The organism is Pseudomonas sp. LBUM1678 (assembly GCF_059695575.1).
In genome coordinates this window covers 6,114,631-6,138,265 of record NZ_CP166775.1, presented here as the reverse complement: position 1 = coordinate 6,138,265, position 23,635 = coordinate 6,114,631, and the positions used below count along the sequence as shown (strand labels likewise).

At 55.1% G+C, this 23,635-nt stretch carries 35 protein-coding genes; 34 read left to right on the top strand and 1 reads right to left on the bottom strand.

The window, feature by feature from the left end:
- The first annotated feature begins 111 nt into the window (after window positions 1-111).
- The 34 genes from rpsL to bfr all read left to right on the top strand — a co-directional run bounded on the left by rpsL (window position 112) and on the right by bfr (window position 20,573).
- Window positions 112-483, top strand: coding sequence for a 30S ribosomal protein S12 (gene rpsL / locus ACA070_RS28005; protein WP_002555494.1), 372 nt, complete (start codon window positions 112-114; stop codon window positions 481-483).
- Between the two features lie 117 nt (window positions 484-600).
- Window positions 601-1,071 (top strand): 30S ribosomal protein S7, encoded by a 471-nt coding sequence (gene rpsG, locus ACA070_RS28000; RefSeq protein WP_002555493.1) that lies wholly within the window; start codon window positions 601-603, stop codon window positions 1,069-1,071.
- Window positions 1,072-1,101: 30 nt separating this feature from the next.
- On the top strand, window positions 1,102-3,207 hold the full coding sequence (fusA, locus tag ACA070_RS27995; RefSeq protein ID WP_438662389.1) for an elongation factor G: 2,106 nt from the start codon (window positions 1,102-1,104) through the stop codon (window positions 3,205-3,207).
- A gap of 31 nt (window positions 3,208-3,238) precedes the next feature.
- Entirely contained in the window at window positions 3,239-4,432 is a 1,194-nt protein-coding gene (tuf, locus tag ACA070_RS27990; protein WP_497449149.1) for an elongation factor Tu, read from the top strand.
- 156 nt (window positions 4,433-4,588) lie between these two features.
- Window positions 4,589-4,900: a 30S ribosomal protein S10 gene (rpsJ, locus tag ACA070_RS27985; RefSeq protein WP_003186070.1), complete on the top strand. Its 312-nt coding sequence runs from the start codon at window positions 4,589-4,591 to the stop codon at window positions 4,898-4,900.
- Between the two features lie 80 nt (window positions 4,901-4,980).
- Window positions 4,981-5,616: a 50S ribosomal protein L3 gene (gene rplC / locus ACA070_RS27980; protein WP_003186059.1), complete on the top strand. Its 636-nt coding sequence runs from the start codon at window positions 4,981-4,983 to the stop codon at window positions 5,614-5,616.
- 12 nt (window positions 5,617-5,628) lie between these two features.
- Complete coding sequence (gene rplD / locus ACA070_RS27975; RefSeq protein ID WP_007896707.1) at window positions 5,629-6,231, top strand: 50S ribosomal protein L4; 603 nt, start codon at window positions 5,629-5,631, stop codon at window positions 6,229-6,231.
- Window positions 6,228-6,527 carry a 50S ribosomal protein L23 gene (gene rplW, locus ACA070_RS27970; RefSeq protein WP_002555488.1) on the top strand — a complete coding sequence of 100 codons (300 nt, stop codon included), beginning with the start codon at window positions 6,228-6,230 and terminating at the stop codon, window positions 6,525-6,527. The genes rplD and rplW overlap by 4 nt, the downstream gene beginning before the upstream one ends.
- 14 nt (window positions 6,528-6,541) lie before the next feature.
- Complete coding sequence (rplB, locus tag ACA070_RS27965; protein ID WP_003176423.1) at window positions 6,542-7,366, top strand: 50S ribosomal protein L2; 825 nt, start codon at window positions 6,542-6,544, stop codon at window positions 7,364-7,366.
- 16 nt (window positions 7,367-7,382) lie between these two features.
- Window positions 7,383-7,658 (top strand): 30S ribosomal protein S19, encoded by a 276-nt coding sequence (gene rpsS, locus ACA070_RS27960; RefSeq protein ID WP_002555486.1) that lies wholly within the window; start codon window positions 7,383-7,385, stop codon window positions 7,656-7,658.
- Between the two features lie 13 nt (window positions 7,659-7,671).
- On the top strand, window positions 7,672-8,004 hold the full coding sequence (gene rplV / locus ACA070_RS27955) for a 50S ribosomal protein L22 (protein ID WP_003103908.1): 333 nt from the start codon (window positions 7,672-7,674) through the stop codon (window positions 8,002-8,004).
- 13 nt (window positions 8,005-8,017) lie between these two features.
- Window positions 8,018-8,704 carry a 30S ribosomal protein S3 gene (rpsC, locus tag ACA070_RS27950; protein WP_003176422.1) on the top strand — a complete coding sequence of 229 codons (687 nt, stop codon included), beginning with the start codon at window positions 8,018-8,020 and terminating at the stop codon, window positions 8,702-8,704.
- Window positions 8,705-8,716: 12 nt separating this feature from the next.
- Window positions 8,717-9,130, top strand: a complete 414-nt coding sequence (gene rplP, locus ACA070_RS27945) for a 50S ribosomal protein L16 (RefSeq protein WP_008145497.1) — start codon at window positions 8,717-8,719, stop codon at window positions 9,128-9,130.
- Complete coding sequence (gene rpmC, locus ACA070_RS27940; protein WP_002555481.1) at window positions 9,130-9,321, top strand: 50S ribosomal protein L29; 192 nt, start codon at window positions 9,130-9,132, stop codon at window positions 9,319-9,321. The genes rplP and rpmC overlap by 1 nt, the downstream gene beginning before the upstream one ends.
- Window positions 9,322-9,323: 2 nt before the next feature.
- A complete protein-coding gene (gene rpsQ, locus ACA070_RS27935; protein WP_003176419.1) occupies window positions 9,324-9,590 on the top strand; it encodes a 30S ribosomal protein S17 in 267 nt (88 codons plus the stop codon).
- Window positions 9,591-9,613: 23 nt separating this feature from the next.
- Window positions 9,614-9,982, top strand: coding sequence for a 50S ribosomal protein L14 (rplN, locus tag ACA070_RS27930; RefSeq protein ID WP_002555479.1), 369 nt, complete (start codon window positions 9,614-9,616; stop codon window positions 9,980-9,982).
- Between the two features lie 11 nt (window positions 9,983-9,993).
- The gene (rplX, locus tag ACA070_RS27925; RefSeq protein WP_003176416.1) at window positions 9,994-10,308 is read left to right on the top strand and encodes a 50S ribosomal protein L24; all 315 of its coding nucleotides are present in this window, start codon (window positions 9,994-9,996) and stop codon (window positions 10,306-10,308) included.
- Between the two features lie 20 nt (window positions 10,309-10,328).
- Window positions 10,329-10,868, top strand: coding sequence for a 50S ribosomal protein L5 (gene rplE / locus ACA070_RS27920; RefSeq protein WP_003176415.1), 540 nt, complete (start codon window positions 10,329-10,331; stop codon window positions 10,866-10,868).
- A gap of 13 nt (window positions 10,869-10,881) precedes the next feature.
- The gene (rpsN, locus tag ACA070_RS27915) at window positions 10,882-11,187 is read left to right on the top strand and encodes a 30S ribosomal protein S14 (RefSeq protein WP_003176414.1); all 306 of its coding nucleotides are present in this window, start codon (window positions 10,882-10,884) and stop codon (window positions 11,185-11,187) included.
- Between the two features lie 209 nt (window positions 11,188-11,396).
- A complete protein-coding gene (gene rpsH / locus ACA070_RS27910; protein ID WP_003186040.1) occupies window positions 11,397-11,789 on the top strand; it encodes a 30S ribosomal protein S8 in 393 nt (130 codons plus the stop codon).
- Between the two features lie 12 nt (window positions 11,790-11,801).
- Window positions 11,802-12,335 (top strand): 50S ribosomal protein L6, encoded by a 534-nt coding sequence (rplF, locus tag ACA070_RS27905; RefSeq protein ID WP_003176412.1) that lies wholly within the window; start codon window positions 11,802-11,804, stop codon window positions 12,333-12,335.
- Window positions 12,336-12,345: 10 nt separating this feature from the next.
- A complete protein-coding gene (rplR, locus tag ACA070_RS27900; protein WP_003186037.1) occupies window positions 12,346-12,696 on the top strand; it encodes a 50S ribosomal protein L18 in 351 nt (116 codons plus the stop codon).
- A gap of 3 nt (window positions 12,697-12,699) precedes the next feature.
- The gene (rpsE, locus tag ACA070_RS27895) at window positions 12,700-13,200 is read left to right on the top strand and encodes a 30S ribosomal protein S5 (RefSeq protein ID WP_007943782.1); all 501 of its coding nucleotides are present in this window, start codon (window positions 12,700-12,702) and stop codon (window positions 13,198-13,200) included.
- Between the two features lie 2 nt (window positions 13,201-13,202).
- Window positions 13,203-13,379: a 50S ribosomal protein L30 gene (rpmD, locus tag ACA070_RS27890; protein WP_003186033.1), complete on the top strand. Its 177-nt coding sequence runs from the start codon at window positions 13,203-13,205 to the stop codon at window positions 13,377-13,379.
- A 3-nt stretch (window positions 13,380-13,382) separates the two neighbouring features.
- On the top strand, window positions 13,383-13,820 hold the full coding sequence (gene rplO, locus ACA070_RS27885; protein WP_007896782.1) for a 50S ribosomal protein L15: 438 nt from the start codon (window positions 13,383-13,385) through the stop codon (window positions 13,818-13,820).
- A complete protein-coding gene (gene secY / locus ACA070_RS27880) occupies window positions 13,821-15,149 on the top strand; it encodes a preprotein translocase subunit SecY (RefSeq protein WP_008073883.1) in 1,329 nt (442 codons plus the stop codon).
- 27 nt (window positions 15,150-15,176) lie between these two features.
- A complete protein-coding gene (gene rpmJ / locus ACA070_RS27875; RefSeq protein ID WP_002555468.1) occupies window positions 15,177-15,293 on the top strand; it encodes a 50S ribosomal protein L36 in 117 nt (38 codons plus the stop codon).
- Window positions 15,294-15,423: 130 nt separating this feature from the next.
- Window positions 15,424-15,780 carry a 30S ribosomal protein S13 gene (rpsM, locus tag ACA070_RS27870; RefSeq protein ID WP_003186020.1) on the top strand — a complete coding sequence of 119 codons (357 nt, stop codon included), beginning with the start codon at window positions 15,424-15,426 and terminating at the stop codon, window positions 15,778-15,780.
- A gap of 30 nt (window positions 15,781-15,810) precedes the next feature.
- On the top strand, window positions 15,811-16,200 hold the full coding sequence (rpsK, locus tag ACA070_RS27865) for a 30S ribosomal protein S11 (RefSeq protein ID WP_002555466.1): 390 nt from the start codon (window positions 15,811-15,813) through the stop codon (window positions 16,198-16,200).
- An 18-nt stretch (window positions 16,201-16,218) separates the two neighbouring features.
- On the top strand, window positions 16,219-16,839 hold the full coding sequence (gene rpsD / locus ACA070_RS27860; protein WP_003210056.1) for a 30S ribosomal protein S4: 621 nt from the start codon (window positions 16,219-16,221) through the stop codon (window positions 16,837-16,839).
- Window positions 16,840-16,861: 22 nt separating this feature from the next.
- Window positions 16,862-17,863, top strand: a complete 1,002-nt coding sequence (locus ACA070_RS27855; RefSeq protein WP_003186012.1) for a DNA-directed RNA polymerase subunit alpha — start codon at window positions 16,862-16,864, stop codon at window positions 17,861-17,863.
- 42 nt (window positions 17,864-17,905) lie between these two features.
- Window positions 17,906-18,292, top strand: coding sequence for a 50S ribosomal protein L17 (gene rplQ, locus ACA070_RS27850; RefSeq protein WP_008145500.1), 387 nt, complete (start codon window positions 17,906-17,908; stop codon window positions 18,290-18,292).
- A 212-nt stretch (window positions 18,293-18,504) separates the two neighbouring features.
- Window positions 18,505-19,959: a catalase gene (locus tag ACA070_RS27845; RefSeq protein WP_497449148.1), complete on the top strand. Its 1,455-nt coding sequence runs from the start codon at window positions 18,505-18,507 to the stop codon at window positions 19,957-19,959.
- 149 nt (window positions 19,960-20,108) lie between these two features.
- Window positions 20,109-20,573: a bacterioferritin gene (bfr, locus tag ACA070_RS27840; protein WP_497449147.1), complete on the top strand. Its 465-nt coding sequence runs from the start codon at window positions 20,109-20,111 to the stop codon at window positions 20,571-20,573.
- Between the two features lie 65 nt (window positions 20,574-20,638).
- Here bfr and uvrA read toward each other — a convergent pair whose 3' ends face one another.
- Entirely contained in the window at window positions 20,639-23,473 is a 2,835-nt protein-coding gene (uvrA, locus tag ACA070_RS27835) for an excinuclease ABC subunit UvrA (protein WP_461955946.1), read from the bottom strand.
- Between the last annotated feature and the right edge of the window lie 162 nt (window positions 23,474-23,635).

Below are 23,635 nucleotides of genomic sequence, written 5' to 3'. Positions count from 1 at the left end.
GACAAGATCCTCTTTAGACTCTTGTACCCCTAAATTTGGCGGGAATTCGTTCCTGCCATTTTGCTTTTCTTGCAAGACAATAGCGTCGCAAGACAACAGTGGAGCTAGTAGATGGCAACTATCAACCAGCTGGTACGTCAGCCGCGTAAGCGTATCGTCGAGAAATCCGACGTACCTGCGCTGCAGAACTGCCCGCAACGTCGTGGCGTATGCACCCGTGTGTATACCACCACGCCGAAAAAACCTAACTCGGCACTGCGTAAAGTATGCCGTGTGCGTCTGACCAACGGTTTCGAGGTTTCCTCGTACATCGGCGGTGAAGGCCATAACCTGCAAGAGCACAGCGTCGTACTGATCCGTGGCGGCCGTGTAAAAGACTTGCCAGGTGTTCGTTACCACACCGTTCGCGGCTCTTTGGATACTTCCGGCGTTAAAGGTCGTAACCAAGGTCGTTCGAAGTACGGTACCAAGAAGCCTAAGTAGTAGTGGCTTTTTGTAAAACTGATTTTCTATTTTTCTGAGTCGATAAGAGTAAGGTCGGAGGCGTCCCGAAAGGGCACCGATTCCGAGCGAACCTGAAGACCGTTTGAGGGCTTATCCATGCCAAGAAGACGCGTAGCAGCCAAGCGCGAAGTGCTTGACGATCCAAAATACGGCAGCCAGATCCTGGCCAAGTTCATGAACCACGTGATGGAAAGCGGCAAGAAAGCCGTTGCCGAGCGTATCGTTTATGGCGCGCTGGAAAAGGTTAAAGAACGCAAGAACAGCGACCCCCTGGAAATCTTCGAGAAAGCTCTCGACGCCATCGCTCCGCTGGTCGAAGTAAAGTCGCGCCGTGTAGGCGGTGCTACTTACCAGGTTCCGGTCGAAGTTCGTCCGTCCCGTCGTAACGCTCTGGCAATGCGCTGGTTGGTAGACTTCGCCCGTAAGCGCGGCGAGAAGTCTATGGCTCTGCGTTTGGCTGGCGAACTGCTGGACGCCGCTGAAGGTAAAGGTGCTGCAGTTAAGAAGCGTGAAGACGTGCACCGTATGGCTGAAGCCAACAAGGCTTTCTCGCACTACCGCTTCTAATTTTAGCGTCACTAATTTTGCGAGGGCTTTATGGCTCGTACAACACCGATTAACCGCTACCGTAACATTGGTATCGTTGCTCACGTGGATGCTGGTAAAACCACCACCACCGAGCGCGTCCTTTTTTACACTGGCAAAAGTCACAAAATGGGCGAGGTGCATGACGGCGCCGCGACCACAGACTGGATGGTTCAGGAGCAGGAGCGTGGTATTACCATTACTTCTGCTGCCATTACCGCCTTCTGGCAGGGTTCCGAGAAGCAGCATAAGGACCAATACCGCTTCAACGTCATCGACACCCCGGGCCACGTTGACTTCACTATTGAAGTTGAGCGTTCCCTGCGTGTTCTCGACGGCGCGGTCGTTGTGTTCTGCGGCACCTCGGGTGTTGAGCCTCAGTCGGAAACCGTATGGCGTCAAGCCAACAAATACGGCGTTCCACGTCTTGTTTACGTAAACAAGATGGACCGTGCTGGTGCGAACTTCCTGCGCGTGATCGGTCAGATCAAGCAGCGCCTGGGTCACACCCCGGTTCCAATCCAGTTGGCTATCGGTTCCGAAGACAACTTCCAGGGTCAGATCGACCTGATGTCCATGGAAGCTGTTTACTGGAATGACGCTGACAAAGGTATGGTTCCAGTTCGCAAGCCTATCCCTGCTGAACTGCAGGAATTGGCTGACGAGTGGCGCGGCAACATGGTTGAGGCTGCGGCCGAAGCCAGCGAAGAGCTGATGAACAAGTACCTCGAAGGTGAAGAACTCACCAACGCGGAAATCAAGGCCGCTCTGCGTCAGCGTACTATCGCTGGCGAGATCGTTCTGGCTGTTTGCGGTTCTTCCTTCAAGAACAAGGGTGTTCCCCTGGTTCTCGACGCCGTTATCGATTACCTGCCTGCGCCTGTTGATATTCCTGCCATCAAGGGTACTGACCCGGATGACGAGACTATCGATCTGGAGCGTCATGCAGACGACAACGAACCGTTCTCCGCTCTGGCTTTCAAAATTGCCACCGACCCATTCGTGGGTACCTTGACCTTTGTTCGAGTTTACTCGGGCGTGTTGGCCTCCGGCGACGGCGTGATCAACTCGGTTAAAGGCAAGAAAGAGCGCGTGGGTCGTATGGTGCAAATGCACGCAAACGCCCGTGAAGAAATCAAGGAAGTACGCGCTGGTGACATCGCGGCCTTGATCGGCATGAAGGACGTCACCACGGGTGAAACTTTGTGCAACGCTGACAAGCCAATCATCCTGGTTCGCATGGACTTCCCGGAGCCGGTTATCTCGGTTGCCGTAGAGCCTAAGACCAAGGATGACCAGGAAAAAATGGGTATCGCTCTGGGCAAACTTGCTCAGGAAGACCCATCTTTCCGCGTCAAGACTGATGAAGAGACTGGTCAAACGATCATCTCCGGCATGGGCGAGTTGCACCTGGACATCCTGGTTGACCGGATGCGCCGCGAGTTCAACGTCGAAGCCAACATCGGTAAGCCTCAAGTTTCGTACCGTGAGCGCATCACGAAGAGTTGCGAAATCGAAGGCAAGTTCGTTCGTCAGTCCGGCGGTCGTGGCCAGTTCGGTCATTGCTGGATTCGTTTTGCTCCTGCTGACGAAGGTCAGGAAGGTCTGCAATTCCTGAACGAAGTAGTGGGTGGTGTGGTTCCTAAGGAATACATCCCGGCTATCCAGAAGGGTATCGAAGAGCAGATGAAGAACGGCGTTGTTGCCGGCTATCCGCTGATCGGCCTGAAGGCTACCGTGTTTGATGGTTCCTACCATGACGTCGACTCCAACGAGATGGCGTTTAAGGTGGCTGCTTCCATGGCGACCAAGCAACTGGCCCAGAAGGGCGGTGGTGAGTTGCTCGAGCCGATCATGGCGGTAGAGGTTGTTACACCTGAAGACTATATGGGTGACGTGATGGGCGACCTTAACCGTCGTCGCGGCATGATCCTGGGTATGGAAGACACGGTCTCCGGCAAAGTAATTCGTGCCGAAGTTCCGTTGGGCGAGATGTTCGGTTATGCAACTGACGTCCGTTCCATGTCCCAAGGTCGCGCAAGCTACTCTATGGAATTCAAAAAATACAATACGGCTCCGTCGCACATCGTCGAAACCGTTACCAAAAAACAAGGCTGATTCAGCCCCTTTAGGCTAGGAGTTAATTGTCGTGGCTAAAGAAAAATTTGTACGTGACCTCCCGCACGTTAACGTTGGCACCATCGGTCACGTTGACCATGGTAAAACCACGCTGACCGCTGCTCTGACTCGCGTCTGCTCCGAAGTTTTCGGTTCGGCCGTTGTTGCTTTCGACAAGATCGACAGCGCTCCGGAAGAAAAGGCTCGTGGTATCACCATCAACACCGCGCACGTTGAATACAACTCGCTGATCCGTCACTACGCTCACGTTGACTGCCCAGGTCACGCTGACTACGTGAAGAACATGATCACTGGTGCTGCTCAGATGGACGGCGCTATCCTGGTTTGCTCGGCCGCTGATGGTCCGATGCCACAAACCCGTGAGCACATCCTGCTGTCCCGTCAGGTTGGCGTTCCGTACATCGTTGTCTTCCTGAACAAGGCTGACATGGTAGACGACGCTGAGTTGCTGGAGCTGGTTGAGATGGAAGTGCGCGATCTGCTGAGCACTTACGACTTCCCGGGCGACGACACTCCGATCATCATCGGTTCGGCTCTGATGGCTCTGAACGGCCAAGACGACAACGAAATGGGCACCACTGCCGTTCGTAAACTGGTTGAGACTCTGGACAGCTACATTCCAGATCCAGTCCGTGTTATCGACAAGCCGTTCCTGATGCCAATCGAAGACGTATTCTCGATCTCCGGTCGCGGTACTGTTGTAACTGGCCGTATCGAGCGCGGTATCGTCAAGGTTCAGGATGCACTGGAAATCGTTGGTCTGCGTGACACTACCGTCACCACCTGCACCGGTGTTGAAATGTTCCGTAAGCTGCTCGACGAAGGTCGTGCTGGCGAGAACTGCGGCGTTCTGCTGCGTGGTACCAAGCGTGACGACGTTGAGCGTGGCCAGGTTCTGGTTAAGCCGGGTTCGGTTAAGCCGCACACCAAGTTCGAAGCTGAAGTCTACGTTCTGAGCAAGGAAGAAGGCGGTCGTCACACTCCGTTCTTCAAAGGCTACCGTCCACAGTTCTACTTCCGTACTACTGACGTGACTGGTAACTGCGAACTGCCGGAAGGCGTTGAAATGGTAATGCCAGGCGACAACATCAAAATGGTTGTCACCCTGATCAAGACCATCGCAATGGAAGACGGTCTGCGTTTCGCTATCCGTGAAGGCGGTCGTACCGTCGGCGCTGGCGTCGTAGCCAAAATCATCGAGTAAGCTCTTTTTGAGCAAGCTTTGATGAAATGAAAAAGCCCCCGCTTAGCGGGGGCTTTTTTATTGGGTTGACACCCATATGGGGCGTCTATAGAATTGCGCCTCCTTTTAACGGGCGTATTGCGCTCGGTGGGAATAGCAGCCGGAGTCTGAAATCCAATGCAAAATCAGCAAATCCGTATCAGGTTGAAGGCTTTTGACCATCGCCTGATCGACCAATCCACCCAGGAAATCGTGGAAACCGCGAAACGTACTGGTGCTCAAGTGCGTGGTCCAATTCCACTGCCTACCCGTAAAGAACGGTTCACCGTTCTGGTCTCCCCGCACGTCAACAAAGACGCGCGTGACCAGTACGAGATCCGTACTCATAAGCGCGTTCTGGACATCGTCCAGCCAACGGATAAAACCGTTGATGCTCTTATGAAGCTTGATCTTGCGGCCGGTGTGGAAGTACAGATCAGCCTCGGCTAAGACTCGGTCTTAGTCGTGTAACGCTCTGAAATGGGCGGCCATAGCGGGTGAAAGCCCCGTACACTCATGAGGTTTACAACATGACTATTGGTGTAGTCGGTCGTAAATGCGGTATGACCCGTATTTTCACCGAAGAAGGTGTCTCCATTCCGGTCACGGTCATTGAGATCGAGCCGAATCGCGTCACCCAGTTCAAAACTGAAGAGACCGATGGCTATCGTGCAGTGCAAGTCACTGTAGGCGAGCGTCGTGCTTCGCGTGTTACAGCTGCTCAAGCTGGCCACTTCGCTAAAGCGAACGTTGCCGCTGGTCGTACCGTAATGGAATTCCGCCTTGAAGAAGGCGAGTACCAGGCCGGCGATCTGATCAACGCTGAAATCTTCGCCGCTGGTCAACTGGTTGATGTAACCGGTCAGTCCAAGGGTAAAGGCTTCCAGGGTACGATCAAGCGTTGGAACTTCCGCGGGCAAGATAATACCCACGGTAACTCCGTGTCCCACCGCGTTCCAGGCTCTATCGGCCAGTGCCAGACTCCTGGTCGTGTATTCAAGGGCAAAAAAATGTCCGGTCATATGGGCGCTGAGCGCGTGACCGTGCAGTCCCTCGAAGTAGTGCGCGTGGACGCTGAACGCAATCTGTTGTTGGTCAAGGGCGCTGTTCCTGGCGCTACTGGCGGCAACTTGGTTGTACGTCCAGCAGCCAAGGCTCGCGGTTAAGGGGAAGCTGACATGCAATTAAATGTAAATGACGCTCAAGCGATCGAAGTTTCCGAACTGACATTTGGCGGCGAATTCAACGAGACGCTGGTTCACCAAGCAGTCGTGGCCTACATGGCCGGCGGCCGTCAAGGTAGCAAGCAGCAAAAGACCCGTTCCGACGTTCGTGGTGGCGGTAAGCGCCCATGGCGTCAGAAAGGTACTGGCCGTGCTCGTGCCGGTACTATCCGTAGCCCAATCTGGCGTGGCGGCGGTACCACTTTCGCAGCTCGTCCTCAGGATCACACCCAGAAGCTGAACAAGAAGATGTATCGCGCAGCAATGCGTTCCATCCTTGCTGAGCTGGTGCGTACTGATCGTCTGGTTGTGGTTCAGGACTTCGCTGTTGATGCACCGAAGACCAAAGATCTGCTGAACAAACTGACCGGCATGGGCCTGACTGACGTCTTGATCGTGTCTGAAGTAGTTGATCAGAACCTGTACCTGGCTGCTCGCAACCTGCCACACGTTGATGTACGTGACGTGCAAGGTTCCGATCCAGTTAGTCTGATCGCATACGACAAGGTGTTGATCACCGTGTCGGCCGTGAAGAAATTCGAGGAGCTGCTGGGATGAACCAGGAACGCGTATTTAAAGTTCTGCTTGGCCCGCACGTTTCCGAGAAGGCTACGGTTCTGGCTGACAAGAAAGGCCAGTTCGTTTTCAAGGTTGCAACTGACGCAACCAAGCTGGAAATCAAGAAGGCCGTCGAAAGCCTGTTCAGCGTGAAAGTAGAGCGTGTTACTACCCTGAATGTTCTGGGTAAGAGCAAGCGCACTGCTCGCGGTCTGGGCAAGCGTAATGACTGGAAGAAGGCAGTTATCTCCCTTCAGCCAGGCCAAGATCTCGATTTCAGCAGCAGTGCTGAGTAAGGAAGGGGTGCATCATGGCAATCGTTAAATGCAAACCGACTTCCCCTGGCCGCCGTTTTGTGGTCAAGGTGGTCAACCAGGAGCTGCATAAAGGCGCTCCTCACGCACCGCTGCTCGAGAAAAAATCGAAGACTGGTGGTCGTAACAACAATGGTCGCATTACCACTCGTCACATCGGTGGTGGCCATAAGCAGCATTATCGTCTGGTCGATTTCCGTCGCAACGACAAAGATGGCATCTCTGCCACTGTCGAGCGTATTGAATACGATCCAAACCGTACTGCTCACATCGCTCTGCTGCTGTACGCAGATGGCGAGCGTCGCTACATCATCGCCCCTAAAGGCGTGAGTGCTGGTGACCAGCTGATCGCAGGTGCCTTGGCGCCGATCAAGCCGGGCAACGCTCTGCAACTGCGTAACATTCCAGTTGGTAGCACCGTACACGGCATCGAATTGAAGCCAGGTAAAGGCGCGCAAATCGCTCGTTCCGCTGGTGCTTCGGCTCAGCTGATCGCTCGTGAAGGTGTCTACGTGACCCTGCGTCTGCGTTCTGGTGAGATGCGTAAAGTGCTGGCTGAATGCCGCGCGACCCTGGGTGAAGTCTCGAACTCCGAGCACAGCCTGCGTTCGCTGGGTAAAGCTGGTGCCAAACGCTGGCGTGGCGTTCGCCCAACCGTTCGTGGTGTTGCCATGAACCCGGTTGACCACCCACATGGTGGTGGTGAAGGTCGTACCTCTGGTGGTCGTCATCCGGTATCGCCATGGGGCTTCCCGACTAAGGGCGCGAAGACTCGTGGTAATAAGCGTACCGACAAAATGATCGTCCGTCGTCGCAAGTAAATAGAGGGATACGACAGTGCCACGTTCTCTGAAAAAAGGTCCTTTTATTGATCTTCACCTACTGAAGAAGATCGAAGTGGCGGCGGAAAAGAACGATCGCAAACCAGTGAAAACCTGGTCGCGTCGTTCGATGATCCTGCCACAAATGGTCGGTTTGACCATTGCTGTGCATAACGGTCGTCAACATGTCCCAGTTCTCGTGAACGAAGACATGGTCGGCCACAAACTAGGCGAGTTTGCCGGTACCCGCACATATCGTGGGCACGTGGCAGACAAGAAAGCCAAGCGTTAAGGGGTAAGGAACGATGGAAGTAGCCGCTAAGTTGTCGGGCGCTCGAATCTCCGCCCAGAAAGCCCGCTTGGTCGCCGACCAGATCCGCGGGAAGAAGGTGGGCGAAGCGCTCAACCTGTTGGCTTTCAGCAGTAAGAAAGCCGCCGAGATCATGAAGAAAGTGCTGGAGTCGGCCGTAGCCAACGCCGAGCATAACGAAGGCGCAGACGTTGATGACCTTAAAGTCAGCACCGTTTTCGTCAACGAAGGGCGTTCGCTGAAGCGAATCATGCCACGTGCCAAAGGCCGTGCTGATCGCATCGTCAAGCGGTCTTGCCATATCACTGTCAAGGTTGCTGACAAGTAACGGAGTCGAAGAGATGGGTCAGAAAGTACATCCCATTGGCATTCGCCTGGGAATCGTCAAGGAGCACACCTCCGTCTGGTACGCAGACGGTCGGACTTATGCGGACTATTTGTTCGCTGATCTGAAGGTGCGCGAGTATCTCCAAGACAAACTAAAAAGCGCGTCCGTAAGCCGTATCGATATCCATCGTCCGGCTCAAACTGCACGTATCACCATCCACACCGCTCGTCCAGGTATCGTTATCGGGAAGAAAGGTGAAGATGTTGAGAAACTGCGTCAGGACCTGACCAAGCAAATGGGTGTGCCTGTGCACATCAATATCGAAGAGATCCGCAAGCCGGAGCTTGACGGTATGCTGGTTGCGCAGAGCGTAGCTCAGCAGCTGGAGCGTCGCGTAATGTTCCGTCGCGCTATGAAGCGCGCTGTTCAGAACGCCATGCGCATTGGTGCCAAAGGCATCAAAATCCAAGTGAGCGGTCGTCTCGGCGGTGCTGAAATCGCACGTACTGAATGGTATCGCGAAGGTCGTGTGCCACTGCACACCCTGCGTGCCGACATCGACTATGCCAACTACGAAGCTCACACCACTTACGGTGTGATCGGTGTAAAGGTTTGGATCTTCAAAGGCGAAGTAATTGGTGGTCGCCAAGAAGAACTGAAACCACAAGCACCAGCGCCTCGTAAAAAAGCTGCTAAGTAAGGGGTACGCCAAATGTTGCAACCAAAGCGTACGAAGTTCCGCAAGCAGATGACAGGCCACAACCGTGGTCTGGCTCAGCGCGGTAGCAAAGTCAGCTTCGGCGAGTTCGCGCTGAAGTCTGTAGCTCGTGGTCGTCTCACCGCTCGTCAGATCGAGTCAGCGCGTCGTGCTCTGACCCGTCACGTTAAACGTGGCGGCAAGATCTGGATCCGTGTATTCCCGGACAAGCCTATTTCCAAAAAGCCACTCGAAGTTCGGATGGGTAAAGGTAAGGGTAGTGTGGAGTACTGGGTTGCCCAGATTCAGCCAGGCAAAGTCCTGTATGAAATCGAGGGTGTTACTGAAGAGCTGGCGCGTGAGGCTTTTGCCCTGGCTGCTGCAAAGCTGCCGCTCGCCACCGCCTTTGTTAAACGGACGGTGATGTGATGAAAGCGAATGAACTTCGTGAAAAATCCGCACAGCAGCTGAACGAGCAACTGCTCGGCTTGCTGCGCGACCAGTTCAATCTGCGTATGCAGAAAGCAACTGGCCAGTTGGGGCAGTCTCATCTGCTCTCGCAAGTTAAGCGTGACATCGCTCGCGTGAAGACTGTGCTCAACCAGCAGGCAGGTAAGTAATCATGGCTGAAGCCGAAAAAACTGTCCGTACGCTGACTGGCCGTGTTGTCAGCGACAAGATGGACAAAACCATCACCGTTCTGATCGAGCGTCGCGTTAAGCACCCGATCTACGGTAAATACGTTAAGCGTTCGACTAAGCTGCACGCGCACGACGAAACCAATCAGTGCCACATCGGCGACAAAGTCACTATTCGTGAAACTCGTCCTTTGGCCAAGACCAAGTCTTGGGCGCTGGTTGATGTTCTCGAACGCGCTGTGGAAGTCTAAGGACTAGGGGTCGGAGAAATTATATGATTCAGACTCAATCCATGCTCGATGTGGCCGATAACAGCGGCGCTCGCCGCGTTATGTGCATCAAGGTGCTGGGTGGCTCCCATCGTCGTTACGCTGGTATCGGTGACATCATCAAAGTTACCGTGAAGGAAGCAATTCCTCGCGGTAAAGTGAAAAAAGGCCAAGTGATGACTGCTGTTGTAGTCCGCACTCGTCACGGCGTACGTCGTGCTGATGGCTCCATTATCCGCTTTGATGGCAACGCTGCTGTTCTTCTGAACAACAAGCAAGAGCCGATCGGCACCCGTATCTTTGGGCCAGTGACCCGTGAACTTCGTACTGAGAAGTTCATGAAGATCGTCTCGCTCGCCCCAGAAGTGCTGTAAGGAGATCCGACATGCAAAAGATTCGTCGTGACGACGAGATCATCGTGATCGCCGGCAAAGACAAAGGTAAGCGCGGTAAGGTGCTTAAGGTTCTCGCTAATAACCGTCTGGTTATTGGTGGTCTGAACCTGGTTAAGCGTCATACCAAGCCTAACCCGATGTCGGGCGTACAAGGCGGTATCGTCGAAAAAGAAGCTCCACTGGACGCTTCTAACGTCGCCATTTTCAACGGCGAAACCAACAAGGCTGATCGCGTTGGTTTCAAAGTAGAAGACGGCAAGAAAATTCGTGTCTTCAAGTCGACCCAAAAAGCGGTTGATGCTTGAACACTGCTAGGTAGAAGACCATGGCACGACTAAAAGAGATTTACTGGAAGGAAATCGCACCGAAGCTTAAGGAAGAACTTAAGCTTTCGAACGTGATGGAAGTTCCACGCGTTACAAAAATCACCCTGAACATGGGTCTGGGCGAAGCGGTCGGTGACAAGAAAGTCATCGAGCACGCTGTTGCCGACCTGGAAAAGATCACCGGTCAGAAAGTCGTTGTGACTTACGCTCGGAAATCCATCGCTGGCTTTAAAGTCCGTGAAGGTTGGCCGATCGGCGTCAAAGTGACTCTGCGCCGTGAGCGTATGTACGAATTCCTGGATCGTCTGCTGTCGATCTCCCTGCCTCGGGTTCGCGACTTCCGCGGCCTGAATGCCAAGTCCTTCGATGGTCGTGGTAACTACAGCATGGGCGTTAAAGAGCAGATCATCTTCCCGGAAATCGACTACGACAAGATCGATGCTCTCCGCGGTCTGGACATTACCCTGACCACCACTGCCAAGAACGATGATGAAGGTCGCGCGCTGCTGCGTGCTTTCAAATTCCCGTTCCGCAACTGATTGGAGTAGGAAAATGGCCAAGATGAGCATGAAAAACCGCGAGCTGAAGCGTCAGCTCACGGTTGCCAAGTACGCCAAAAAGCGTGCAGCACTGAAAGCTATCATCGTTGATCTGAACGCAAGTCCAGAAGCGCGTTGGGAAGCTACAGTAGCTCTGCAGAAGCAGCCACGTGACGCAAGCGCTTCGCGCATGCGTAACCGCTGCCGCCTGACCGGTCGTCCACACGGCGTTTACCGCAAGTTCGGTCTCGGCCGTAACAAACTGCGTGAAGCTGCAATGCGTGGTGACGTACCTGGTCTGGTTAAAGCCAGCTGGTAAGCACTATCAAAGTCTCGGTGCTCGGGATCGCAAGATCCTGACCATCGGTGACCTTGAACTTGAATCAAGCCCCTTTTGGGGCTTGATTCATTTGTGGGGTGTGTCTAGAATACCCGGCTCGCCTGAGCCCGTGCTTTTTCCGCATGGATGTCCTCGGCGACAAGTAGTAGCCGCAAGGCTAATTTTTTTGTATTAGGAGCGTCTAGCCCATGAGTATGCAGGACCCGTTAGCGGACATGCTAACTCGAATCCGTAATGCCCAGATGGCTGAAAAGTCCGTCGTAAGCATGCCATCTTCTACTTTGAAGGTAGCTGTTGCCAAAGTCCTGAAGGACGAAGGTTACATTGCGGGTTATCAGATCAGCAGCGAAATCAAACCACTGCTGTCCATCGAGCTGAAGTACTTCGAAGGCCGTCCGGTCATCGAGGAAGTGAAGCGCGTTAGCCGTCCAGGCCTGCGTCAGTACAAGTCCGTCGATGATCTGCCAAAAGTTCGTGGCGGTCTCGGTGTGTCTATCGTCTCCACCAACAAAGGTGTGATGACGGATCGTGCTGCGCGCGCTGCCGGTGTCGGCGGCGAAGTTCTTTGCACTGTGTTCTAAGGGGGGATAAGCATGTCACGCGTCGCTAAGAACCCCGTTAAGCTGCCAGCCGGTGTCGAAGTAAAATTCGCAGGCCAACAGCTTTCGGTGAAGGGTGCCAAGGGCACTCTCGAACTGAACATCCATTCGTCCGTTGAGATCGTTGAAGAAGCTGGTGAGCTGCGTTTCGCTGCTCGCAATGGCGATCAACAAACTCGGGCAATGGCTGGTACCACTCGTGCGTTGGTAAACAACATGGTCCAAGGCGTAAGCCAAGGCTTCGAGCGCAAGCTCCAGCTGGTCGGTGTTGGTTACAAAGCGCAAGCAAAAGGCACAGTGCTGAACCTGGCTCTTGGCTTCTCGCACCCAGTGGATTATGAACTGCCGGAAGGCATCACCGCTGAGACTCCTAGCCAGACCGATATCCTGATCAAGGGCATCGATAAGCAGCTGGTAGGTCAAGTGGCCGCCGAGATCCGCGACTTCCGTCCACCAGAGCCGTACAAAGGCAAAGGTGTGCGCTACGCGGACGAAGTCGTCCGTCGTAAAGAAGCCAAGAAGAAGTAGGGCATAGCAAATGACCGACAAAAAAGTTACTCGACTGCGTCGCGCTCGCAAAGCACGCCTGAAAATGCACGAACTCGAAGTCGTGCGTCTCTGCGTGTTCCGCTCGTCGCAGCACATCTACGCCCAGGTCATTTCGGCCGACGGCAACAAAGTCCTGGCATCTGCCTCGACTTTGGATAAAGAACTGCGTGATGGCGCCACTGGCAACATCGACGCGGCCACTAAGGTTGGCCAGCTGGTCGCTACGCGTGCTAAAGCCGCTGGCGTCTCGCAGGTGGCTTTCGACCGCTCTGGCTTCAAGTACCATGGCCGCGTCAAGGCGCTGGCTGATGCTGCTCGTGAAGCTGGGCTGGAGTTCTAAGTTATGTCAAATAACGACCAAAAGCGCGACGAAGGCTACATTGAGAAGCTGGTTCAAGTTAACCGCGTAGCCAAAACCGTTAAAGGCGGCCGTATCTTCACTTTCACCGCGTTGACCGTGGTTGGTGATGGTAAAGGGCGTGTTGGCTTCGGCCGTGGCAAGTCACGTGAAGTGCCTGCTGCGATCCAGAAGGCAATGGAAGCTGCTCGTCGCAACATGATCCAAGTTGATCTGAACGGCACCACGCTGCAGTACGCAATGAAGTCCGGTCACGGCGCTTCGAAGGTGTACATGCAGCCTGCTTCTGAAGGTACCGGTATCATCGCTGGCGGCGCTATGCGTGCTGTCCTCGAGGTTGCTGGCGTTCAGAACGTTCTGGCCAAGTGCTACGGCTCGACTAACCCGGTAAACGTGGTTCACGCCACTTTCAAAGGTTTGAAAGCTATGCAATCTCCTGAATCCATTGCCGCCAAGCGTGGCAAAAGCGTCAAGGAGATCTTCTGATCATGGCTACCGTTAAAGTTACGCTGATCAAAAGCATGACCGGCCGCATCCCTAACCACAAGCTGTGCGTTAAGGGTCTGGGTCTGCGTCGCATCGGTCACACTGTAGAAGTACTTGATACTCCCGAGAATCGCGGGATGATCAACAAGGCTTACTACATGCTGCGTGTCGAGGGTTAATCGATGAAACTCAATGATCTGAGTCCAGCGCCGGGTTCCCGTCGCGAAAAGCATCGTCCGGGCCGTGGTATCGGTAGTGGTTTGGGCAAGACCGGTGGCCGTGGCCACAAAGGTCAGTCCTCCCGCTCCGGTGGCACCATTGCTCCAGGCTTTGAAGGCGGTCAACAGCCGCTGCATCGTCGCCTGCCGAAATTCGGTTTCGTTTCCCTGAAAGCCATGGACCGCGCAGAAGTGCGTTTGTCCGAGCTGGCTAAAGTGGAAGGCGACATCGTCACCGTGCAGTCCCTGAAAGATGCCAACGTGATCAACGTCAACGTACAGCGTGTGAAAATCATGCTGTCCGGCGAAGTTACTCGCGCTGTGACCATCGGAAAGGGAATCGGCGCCACCAAAGGTGCGCGTGCGGCTATCGAAGCAGCTGGCGGCAAGTTCGAGGAATAAATGGCTAAGCAAGGTGCTCTCTCTGCGCTCGGCAAAGGCGGTATGTCTGAACTCTGGGCTCGTCTGCGTTTTCTGTTCCTGGCGATTATCGTCTACCGAATAGGCGCACACATCCCGGTTCCAGGTATCAACCCGGACCGACTCGCGGACCTGTTTCGACAGAATGAGGGGACCATTCTTAGCTTGTTCAACATGTTTTCCGGCGGCGCGCTGGAACGGATGAGCATCTTTGCACTGGGGATCATGCCGTACATCTCGGCATCGATCATCATGCAGCTGATGACCGCCGTCAGCCCGCAGTTGGAGCAGTTGAAGAAGGAAGGTGAAGCTGGGCGTCGCAAGATTGCCCAGTACACCCGCTACGGCACTGTCGTCCTCGCTCTCGTTCAGGCAATTGGCATGTCCATTGGTCTGGCGGGGCAGGGCGTATCGTTCACTGGTGACTTTGGCTTCCATTTCGTCGCGGTATCCACTTTTGTGGCTGGTGCGATGTTCATGATGTGGCTGGGTGAGCAGATTACTGAGCGTGGTGTTGGCAACGGTATCTCGATGTTGATTTTCGCAGGTATCGTCGCCGGTCTTCCGAGAGCGATCGGGCAGTCTTTCGAGTCTGCGCGTCAGGGTGACATCAACATTTTCGCCCTGGTTGCGATCGGTTTGCTGGCAGTAGCGATTATCGGTTTTGTGGTGTTCATTGAGCGTGGTCAGCGTCGTATTGCTGTTCACTACGCCAAGCGTCAGCAGGGCCGCAAGGTCTTCGCTGCGCAGACTAGCCACTTGCCGCTGAAGGTGAACATGGCCGGTGTTATTCCGGCTATTTTCGCGAGCAGCATTTTGCTGTTCCCGGCTTCGTTGGGTACCTGGTTCGGCCAGTCTGAAGGTATGGGCTGGTTGCAGGACATCTCGCAGTCGATCGCTCCTGGTCAGCCGTTGAATATTCTGCTGTTTAGTGCAGGGATTATTTTCTTCTGCTTCTTCTATACGGCGTTGATGTTCAATCCGAAAGACGTAGCGGAAAACCTGAAGAAGTCCGGTGCCTTTATTCCGGGCATCCGTCCAGGCGAGCAGTCGGCGCGCTACATTGATGGCGTTCTGACCCGTTTGACCCTGTTCGGTGCTCTATATATGACGGCCGTGTGTCTGTTGCCCCAGTTCCTGGTGGTTGCGGCAAACGTACCGTTCTACCTTGGCGGGACCTCGTTGCTGATCGTCGTCGTGGTTGTGATGGACTTCATGTCCCAAGTACAATCGCACCTCGTTTCGCACCAGTACGAATCCCTGATGAAGAAAGCCAACCTGAAGGGTTACGGCAGCGGCATGTTGCGCTGAGTACCCATAAGGTTCGAGGAGTTGGTGATGAAAGTTCGTGCATCGGTGAAAAAGCTGTGCCGTAACTGCAAAATTATTCGCCGCGAAGGTGTTGTTCGAGTAATTTGCAGCGCGGAACCGCGTCACAAACAGCGCCAAGGCTGAGTGTGATTGTGCTTCAAGCCCGGTAGCTAGTGCGCTACCGGGTTGATTATTTGTTATTACAGCGATATTATCTCGCGCCCTATTTCTTGGCTTCCGGGGCGTAGGTAGCTGTCAATTGGAGTCCCACTGAATGGCCCGTATTGCAGGCGTTAACATTCCAGATAACAAGCATACTGTTATCTCGCTGACCTACATCTATGGTGTTGGTCGCACTACTGCGCAGAAGATCTGTGCAGTGACTGGGGTAAACCCAGCCGCAAAGATCAAGGATCTGAGCGACGAGCAGATTGAACAGCTGCGTGGCGAAGTGGCGAAGTTCACCACTGAAGGTGACCTGCGTCGCGAAATCAACATGAAAATCAAGCGTTTGATGGACCTCGGTTGCTATCGCGGTCTGCGTCATCGTCGTGGTCTTCCAGTACGCGGTCAGCGTACCAAGACTAACGCGCGTACCCGTAAAGGTCCGCGTAAGCCGATCCGCAAGTAATCGCCCCAGCGAATCGACAGGAAATTAATCATGGCTAAACCTGCTGCTCGTCCTCGTAAAAAAGTTAAAAAGACAGTGGTTGATGGCATTGCCCACATCCATGCTTCTTTTAACAACACAATCGTGACCATCACCGACCGTCAAGGCAACGCTCTTTCCTGGGCTACCTCCGGTGGTTCGGGTTTCCGCGGTTCCCGCAAGTCCACCCCGTTTGCTGCTCAAGTAGCTGCTGAACGTGCTGGTCAAGCTGCGCTGGAATACGGTCTGAAAAACCTCGACGTTAACGTCAAAGGTCCAGGCCCAGGTCGTGAATCTGCAGTCCGCGCTTTGAACGGCTGTGGCTACAAGATCGCCAGCATCACCGACGTGACGCCAATCCCGCACAACGGGTGCCGTCCGCCGAAGAAGCGCCGCGTGTAATCCAGGAGATTGTAAAGAATGGCTCGTTACATTGGTCCAAAATGCAAACTCGCTCGTCGCGAAGGCACCGATCTCTTTCTGAAGAGCGGCGTGCGCGCGATCGAATCGAAGTGCAACATCGAAGCAGCACCTGGTATCCACGGCCAACGCCGCGGTCGCCAGTCCGATTACGGCACCCAACTGCGTGAAAAGCAGAAGGTCCGTCGTATCTACGGCGTTCTCGAGCGTCAATTCAGCGGCTACTACAAAGAAGCTGCTGGCAAGAAAGGTGCAACCGGTGAAAACCTGCTGCAACTGCTCGAATGCCGTCTGGACAACGTTGTATACCGTATGGGTTTTGGCTCTACTCGTGCCGAATCCCGTCAGCTGGTATCGCACAAATCCGTCAGCGTTAACGGCCAGACCGTAAACGTACCGTCCTACCAGGTTCGTGCTGGTGACGTGGTCGCGATTCGCGAGAAAGCAAAGAACCAACTTCGCATTGTCCAAGCTCTCGATCTGTGTGCCCAACGTGGCCGCGTAGAATGGGTAGAAGTAGACACTGAGAAGAAGTCGGGCGTTTTCAAGAACGTTCCTGCTCGCAGTGATCTGTCCGCCGACATCAACGAAAGCCTGATTGTCGAGCTCTACTCCAAGTAAGGGCTAGAAAATAGGTGCATCCATGCAGATTTCGGTAAATGAGTTCCTGACACCCCGCCATATTGATGTGCAGGTTGTCAGTCCAACCCGCGCCAAGATCACTCTCGAGCCTCTCGAGCGTGGTTTCGGCCACACCCTGGGCAACGCGCTGCGACGCATCCTGTTGTCCTCAATGCCCGGCTGTGCAGTAGTCGAGGCCGAGATTGACGGTGTGCTCCATGAGTACAGCGCCATCGAAGGCGTACAGGAAGACGTAATTGAAATCCTGTTGAACCTTAAAGGTCTGGCTATCAAGCTGCACGGTCGTGACGAAGTTACGCTGACCTTGTCGAAGAAGGGTTCGGGGGTGGTTACCGCTGCCGATATTCAGCTGGATCATGATGTCGAGATCGTTAACCCCGATCACGTAATCGCTAACCTGGCGTCTAACGGCGCCCTGAACATGAAGCTCACCGTAGCTCGTGGTCGTGGTTATGAACCGGCAGACTCGCGTCAGAGCGATGAAGACGAAAGCCGCAGCATCGGTCGCTTGCAGCTTGACTCTTCGTTCAGCCCGGTTCGCCGTATCGCATACGTGGTGGAAAACGCCCGTGTCGAGCAGCGTACTAACCTGGACAAGCTGGTTATTGATCTGGAAACCAACGGTACCCTGGATCCTGAAGAGGCTATCCGCCGTGCTGCAACCATTCTGCAACAGCAGTTGGCTGCGTTCGTCGACCTCAAAGGTGACAGTGAGCCAGTGGTTGTTGAGCAGGAAGACGAGATCGATCCGATCCTGCTTCGCCCGGTTGACGATCTGGAACTGACTGTACGTTCGGCTAACTGCCTTAAGGCGGAAAACATCTACTACATCGGTGACCTGATTCAGCGCACCGAAGTAGAGCTGTTGAAGACTCCGAACCTTGGCAAGAAATCCTTGACTGAAATCAAGGACGTTCTGGCCTCCCGCGGTCTGTCCCTCGGCATGCGCCTCGACAACTGGCCGCCTGCAAGTCTTAAGAAGGACGACAAGGCGACTGCCTGATCGTCGTAATCACCGAACGTTGTGTTTGGTAAGGAATGAACCATGCGTCATCGTAAAAGTGGTCGTCACCTGAGCCGCACTAGCTCGCACCGCAAGGCCATGTTTCAAAACATGGCAGTGTCGCTGTTCGAGCACGAGCTGATCAAAACTACACTGCCGAAAGCTAAAGAACTGCGTCGCGTTGCTGAGCCGCTGATCACTTTGGCCAAGACAGACAGCCTGGCTAACCGCCGTCTGGCTTTCGACCGTACTCGTTCGAAAGCTATCGTTGGTAAGCTCTTCAACGACCTGGGCAAGCGTTACGCTACCCGTGAGGGTGGCTACCTGCGCATCCTCAAGTGCGGTTTCCGCACTGGCGACAACGCGCCTATGGCGTACGTCGAGTTGGTTGATCGTCCTGCCGGTGGTGAAGCTGTATCCGCTGAGTAAGACGTCAGTCTGAAACGAAGAACCGGGCCTAGTGCCCGGTTTTTTGTGCCTGAAATAAACCTATGTCTGATTTTCATTCGTGCGGGAGGGGTTGTTAGTAATTTTCTATTGATGATCGCGAGTTAATGAATTAGTCAGTGTAACGTTCGTGATCAATACTCCCTCTCAGCCGATTAGCCGGCAGTTAAAGACTGACAGAGGAAGTAGAACGCATGAGCCAAAATAAAACGCTTACCACCGCCAGTGGCGCTCCTGTCGCCGACAACCAGAATTCCCGTTCCGCCGGCCCTCGTGGCCCACTGCTGCTCGACGACTTCCACCTGATCGAGAAGCTTGCCCACTTCAATCGTGAGAACATCCCTGAGCGTCGTGTACATGCCAAAGGCTCGGGTGCTTACGGCACGTTTACCGTTACCCGCGATATCACCGAATACACCAGTGCCAAACTGTTTGAATCGGTCGGCAAGCAAACCCCGACTTTCCTGCGGTTTTCCACGGTCGGCGGCGAACGTGGTTCGGCCGATACCGAGCGCGATCCACGTGGCTTTGCCCTGAAGTTCTACACCGAAGAAGGTAACTGGGACATCGTCGGCAACAACACGCCAGTGTTCTTCATTCGTGATCCGCTGAAATTCCCGGACTTCATCCACACCCAAAAGCGTCTGCCGCAAAGCAATCTGAAAAGCGCGCAGATGATGTGGGATTTCTGGTCGCACTCGCCTGAGGCGCTACACCAGGTCACCATTCTGTTCTCCGACCGCGGCATTCCTGACGGCTATCGCCACATGCACGGCTTCGGCAGCCACACCTACAGCCTGATCAACGCCAATGGCGATCGGCACTGGGTGAAGTGGCACTACAAGACCCAGCAAGGGATCAAGAACCTGGCGCCTGCAGACGCGGCACGATTGGCCGGTACCGATCCGGATTACGCGCAGCGTGACCTGTTCGGGGCGATTGAGCGCGGTGACTTCCCGAAATGGCGTGTGTGCATCCAGATCATGACCGAGGCCCAAGCTGCGGCGCACTACGAGAACCCGTTCGATGTGACGAAAACCTGGTCGCAGAAAGAGTTTCCGCTGATCGAGGTGGGCGAACTCGAGCTCAACCGCAATCCGCAGAACTACTTCGCTGAAGTCGAACAAGCGGCATTCGGTCCGAGCAACATGGTCCCGGGTGTTGGTCTGTCGCCGGATCGCATGCTCCAGGGCCGCGTGTTTGCTTACGCCGACGCTCACCGCTACCGCATTGGCACCAACCATCAACAACTGCCGGTGAATGCGCCTCGCAGTCCGGTGAATAGCTATCAGCGCGATGGTTCGATGGCGTTCGGTAGCAATGGCGGTGCGGCACCTAACTATGAGCCGAACAGCTACGTCGAGTCGCCGAAACAAGCGCCTCGCTACGCTGAGCCACCTTTGGCATTGAGCGGCGCAGCTGATCGTTACGATCATCGTGAAGACACCGACTACTACAGCCACGCCGGGGCTCTGTTTCGCCTCATGAATGACGAGCAGAAAACCCTGTTGGTCAATAATATTGCCGGCGCGATGGCTGGTGTTTCCAGTGATGTGGTTGATCGCCAGTTGCAGCATTTCTTCAAGGCCGACCCGGCGTATGGAGAAGCAATCGCAAAGGCACTCAACGTACAGCTTAACGAAGTCTAAACGAGAAGCAGAACCGCCCTCACTTGGGCGGTTTTTGCGTTATTTAAACCACTTTTCTCAGAATATCTTTGCTTTTATCGCGCAAACGAAGTGACCAAACAGTCGCCTTGGTTCAAACTACAGACTTTCAAGCAGGGAGATGTAGGGCGATGCAAGGCCACCCAGACGTAATCGATTACCTCAACACGTTGCTGACCGGCGAACTGGCCGCGCGTGATCAATATTTCGTTCACTCGCGGATGTATGAGGACTGGGGATTCACCAAGCTCTACGAACGAATCAACCACGAGATGGAAGAGGAAGCCGGGCACGCTGATGCCCTGATGCGCCGTATCCTGATGCTGGAAGGCACGCCGCGTATGCGTCCAGACGATCTCGATGTCGGCACCACAGTGCCTGAAATGCTCGCCGCCGACCTGCGCCTGGAATACAAAGTCCGCGCCGCACTCTGCAGGGGTATCCAGCTCTGCGAACAGCACAAGGACTATGTCAGCCGCGAGATGCTGCGGGTTCAATTGCATGACACCGAAGAAGACCACACCTACTGGCTTGAAAAGCAGATGGGTCTGATCAAGTTGATCGGTCTTGAGAACTACCTGCAATCCCACGCCTGATTGCTCCCAATACAAAAAAGCCCCTGGCACTGATGAAGTGACAGGGGCTTTTTCATGGGCCTGAATCAGTCCCTGTCGCGAGCCAGTAGCGGCTTGAGGTAGAAGCCAGTGTGAGACTGCTTCATCTCGGAGACTTCTTCCGGCGTACCGACAGCAATGATCTGTCCGCCCTTGGAACCGCCCTCCGGCCCCAGGTCCACCAGCCAGTCGGCCGTCTTGATCACATCCAGGTTGTGCTCGATGACCACCACGGTGTTGCCGTGATCGCGCAGTCGATGCAGGACGTCGAGCAGTTGCTGAATATCCGCGAAGTGCAGGCCGGTTGTCGGCTCGTCGAGGATGTACAGCGTCTTGCCGGTATCGCGCTTGGACAACTCGCGAGACAGCTTCACCCGCTGAGCTTCGCCCCCCGACAGGGTCGTCGCCGATTGCCCCAGCTTGATGTAGGACAGACCCACATCCATCAACGTCTGAAGCTTGCGTGCCAGCGCTGGAACCGCATCGAAGAACACCCGCGCTTCCTCGATGGTCATCTCGAGGGTTTCGTGAATGCTCTTGCCCTTGTACTTGATCTCAAGGGTTTCGCGGTTGTAGCGCTTGCTCTTGCAGACGTCGCACGGGACATAGATGTCCGGCAGAAAGTGCATTTCCACCTTGATCAGGCCGTCGCCCTGGCACGCTTCGCAGCGTCCACCCTTCACGTTGAAGGAGAAGCGCCCCGGGCCGTAACCGCGTGAACGGGACTCCGGTACACCGGCGAACAATTCACGAATCGGCGTGAACAGCCCGGTGTAGGTTGCCGGGTTGGAGCGCGGCGTACGGCCGATCGGGCTTTGGTCGATATCGACGACCTTGTCCAGATGCTCCAGGCCCTTGATGCTGTCGTGAGCGGCCGCCTCAAGCGTCGTGGCACCGTTGAGTGCCGTAGCGCTCAAAGGAAACAGTGTGTTGTTGATCAGCGTCGATTTGCCCGAGCCAGATACACCGGTCACGCACGTCAACAGACCAATCGGAATGTCCAGGTCGACATTGCGCAAGTTGTTGCCGCGAGCGCCCTTGAGGGACAGCGACAGCTTTTTGTTACGCGGTGTGCGTTTGGCTGGGACGGCAATCTTCACCCGACCTGACAGGTATTTACCGGTCAACGAATCAGGGTGAGCCATGACCTCGGCCGGCGTACCTTCAGCGACAATATGCCCACCGTGGACGCCCGCGCCCGGCCCGATATCCACGACATAATCCGCCAGGCGAATCGCATCTTCGTCGTGCTCGACCACAATCACCGTGTTGCCGATGTCGCGCAGGTGCTTGAGCGTGCCGAGCAGCCGATCGTTATCACGTTGATGCAGACCAATCGACGGCTCGTCGAGGATGTACAGAACCCCCACCAGACCGGCGCCAATCTGACTGGCCAAGCGAATCCGCTGAGCTTCACCACCGGACAATGTGTCGGCACTGCGATCCAGCGAAAGATAGTCGAGCCCCACGTTGACCAGAAACTGCAGGCGCTCGCGAATTTCCTTGAGAATCTTGTCGGCAATTTCGCCGCGGCGCCCCGTGAGCTTCAGCACGCCGAAATACTCACAAGCATCGCCTATCGGCAGATTGGTCACCGCCGGCAGCGTCTTTTCACCTACCCAAACGTGCCGCGCCTCACGACGCAGACGAGTACCCCGGCAATCCGGGCAAGGCTGTGTACTGAGGAACTTGGCCAGCTCTTCACGCACCGAAGCCGACTCGGTTTCGCGGTAGCGGCGTTCCAGGTTCGGCACGATACCTTCGAACGGGTGCGAGCGTTTGACGATATCGCCACGGTCATTCAGGTATTTGAAGTCGACGTTCTGCGAACCGCTGCCGTGCAGGATGTATTTCTGCTGATCGGCCGGCAGGTCGTTGAACGGCACTTCGAGGCTGAACTTGTAGTGCGAAGCCAGCGAGCCAAGCATCTGGAAGTAATAGACATTGCGCCGGTCCCACCCGCGAATTGCACCCTCGGCCAACGTTAGCTCGCCGTTCACAAGACGCTTGATGTCGAAGAACTGCTTCACCCCCAGCCCATCACACGTCGGGCAAGCGCCGGCCGGATTGTTGAAGGAGAACAGCTTGGGTTCCAGTTCGCTGATGGCATGGCCGCAAATCGGGCAAGCGAAGCGCGCGGAGAAGATGATCTCTTCGCCGGGCTCGTCGTCCATCGGGGCGACCAGGGCAATGCCGTCCGCCAGCTTCAGCGCGGTCTCGAACGACTCGGCCAGGCGCTGTTGCAGATCGGCGCGGACCTTGAAGCGGTCGACCACCACATCGATCGAGTGCTTCTTCTGTTTATCCAGCTTCGGCAACTCGTCGAGTTCGCAGAGCCGGCCATTGACTCGGGCTCGCACAAATCCCTGGGCGCGCAGCTCTTCGAAGACCGACAGGTGTTCGCCTTTGCGCTCGCGAATCACCGGGGCCAGCAGCATAAGTTTGCTGCCCTCTGGCTGGGCGAGGACCAGGTCGACCATCTGGCTGACGGTCTGCGCTTCCAGCGGAATGTCGTGATCCGGGCAGCGTGGAATACCAACGCGTGCGTATAGCAGGCGCAGGTAGTCGTAGATTTCGGTGATGGTGCCGACTGTCGAGCGCGGGTTGTGCGAGGTCGACTTCTGTTCGATGGAAATGGCTGGCGACAAACCTTCGATGGTGTCGACGTCAGGTTTTTCCATCATCGACAAAAACTGCCGGGCATAAGCCGACAGTGATTCAACGTAGCGGCGCTGGCCTTCGGCGTACAGCGTGTCGAACGCCAGGGACGATTTGCCGGATCCGGACAGGCCGGTGATGACGATCAGTTTGTCCCGTGGCAGGGTCAGGTCGATGTTCTTCAGGTTGTGGGTTCGGGCCCCACGAATCAGGATCTTGTCCAAAGTGGCCTCGCTTGGCGGGCGTCGAAAACGTAGGAGTATACGGCCAAATACTGGATGGATGCACACTATCAAACGAGCGGATTTGTGTCTTACATGAAGAGTCTGTCAGCGGAGCGCGTCAAAGCGTCGCGATATACCCCGTCAATCGATGGGACTGGTAGA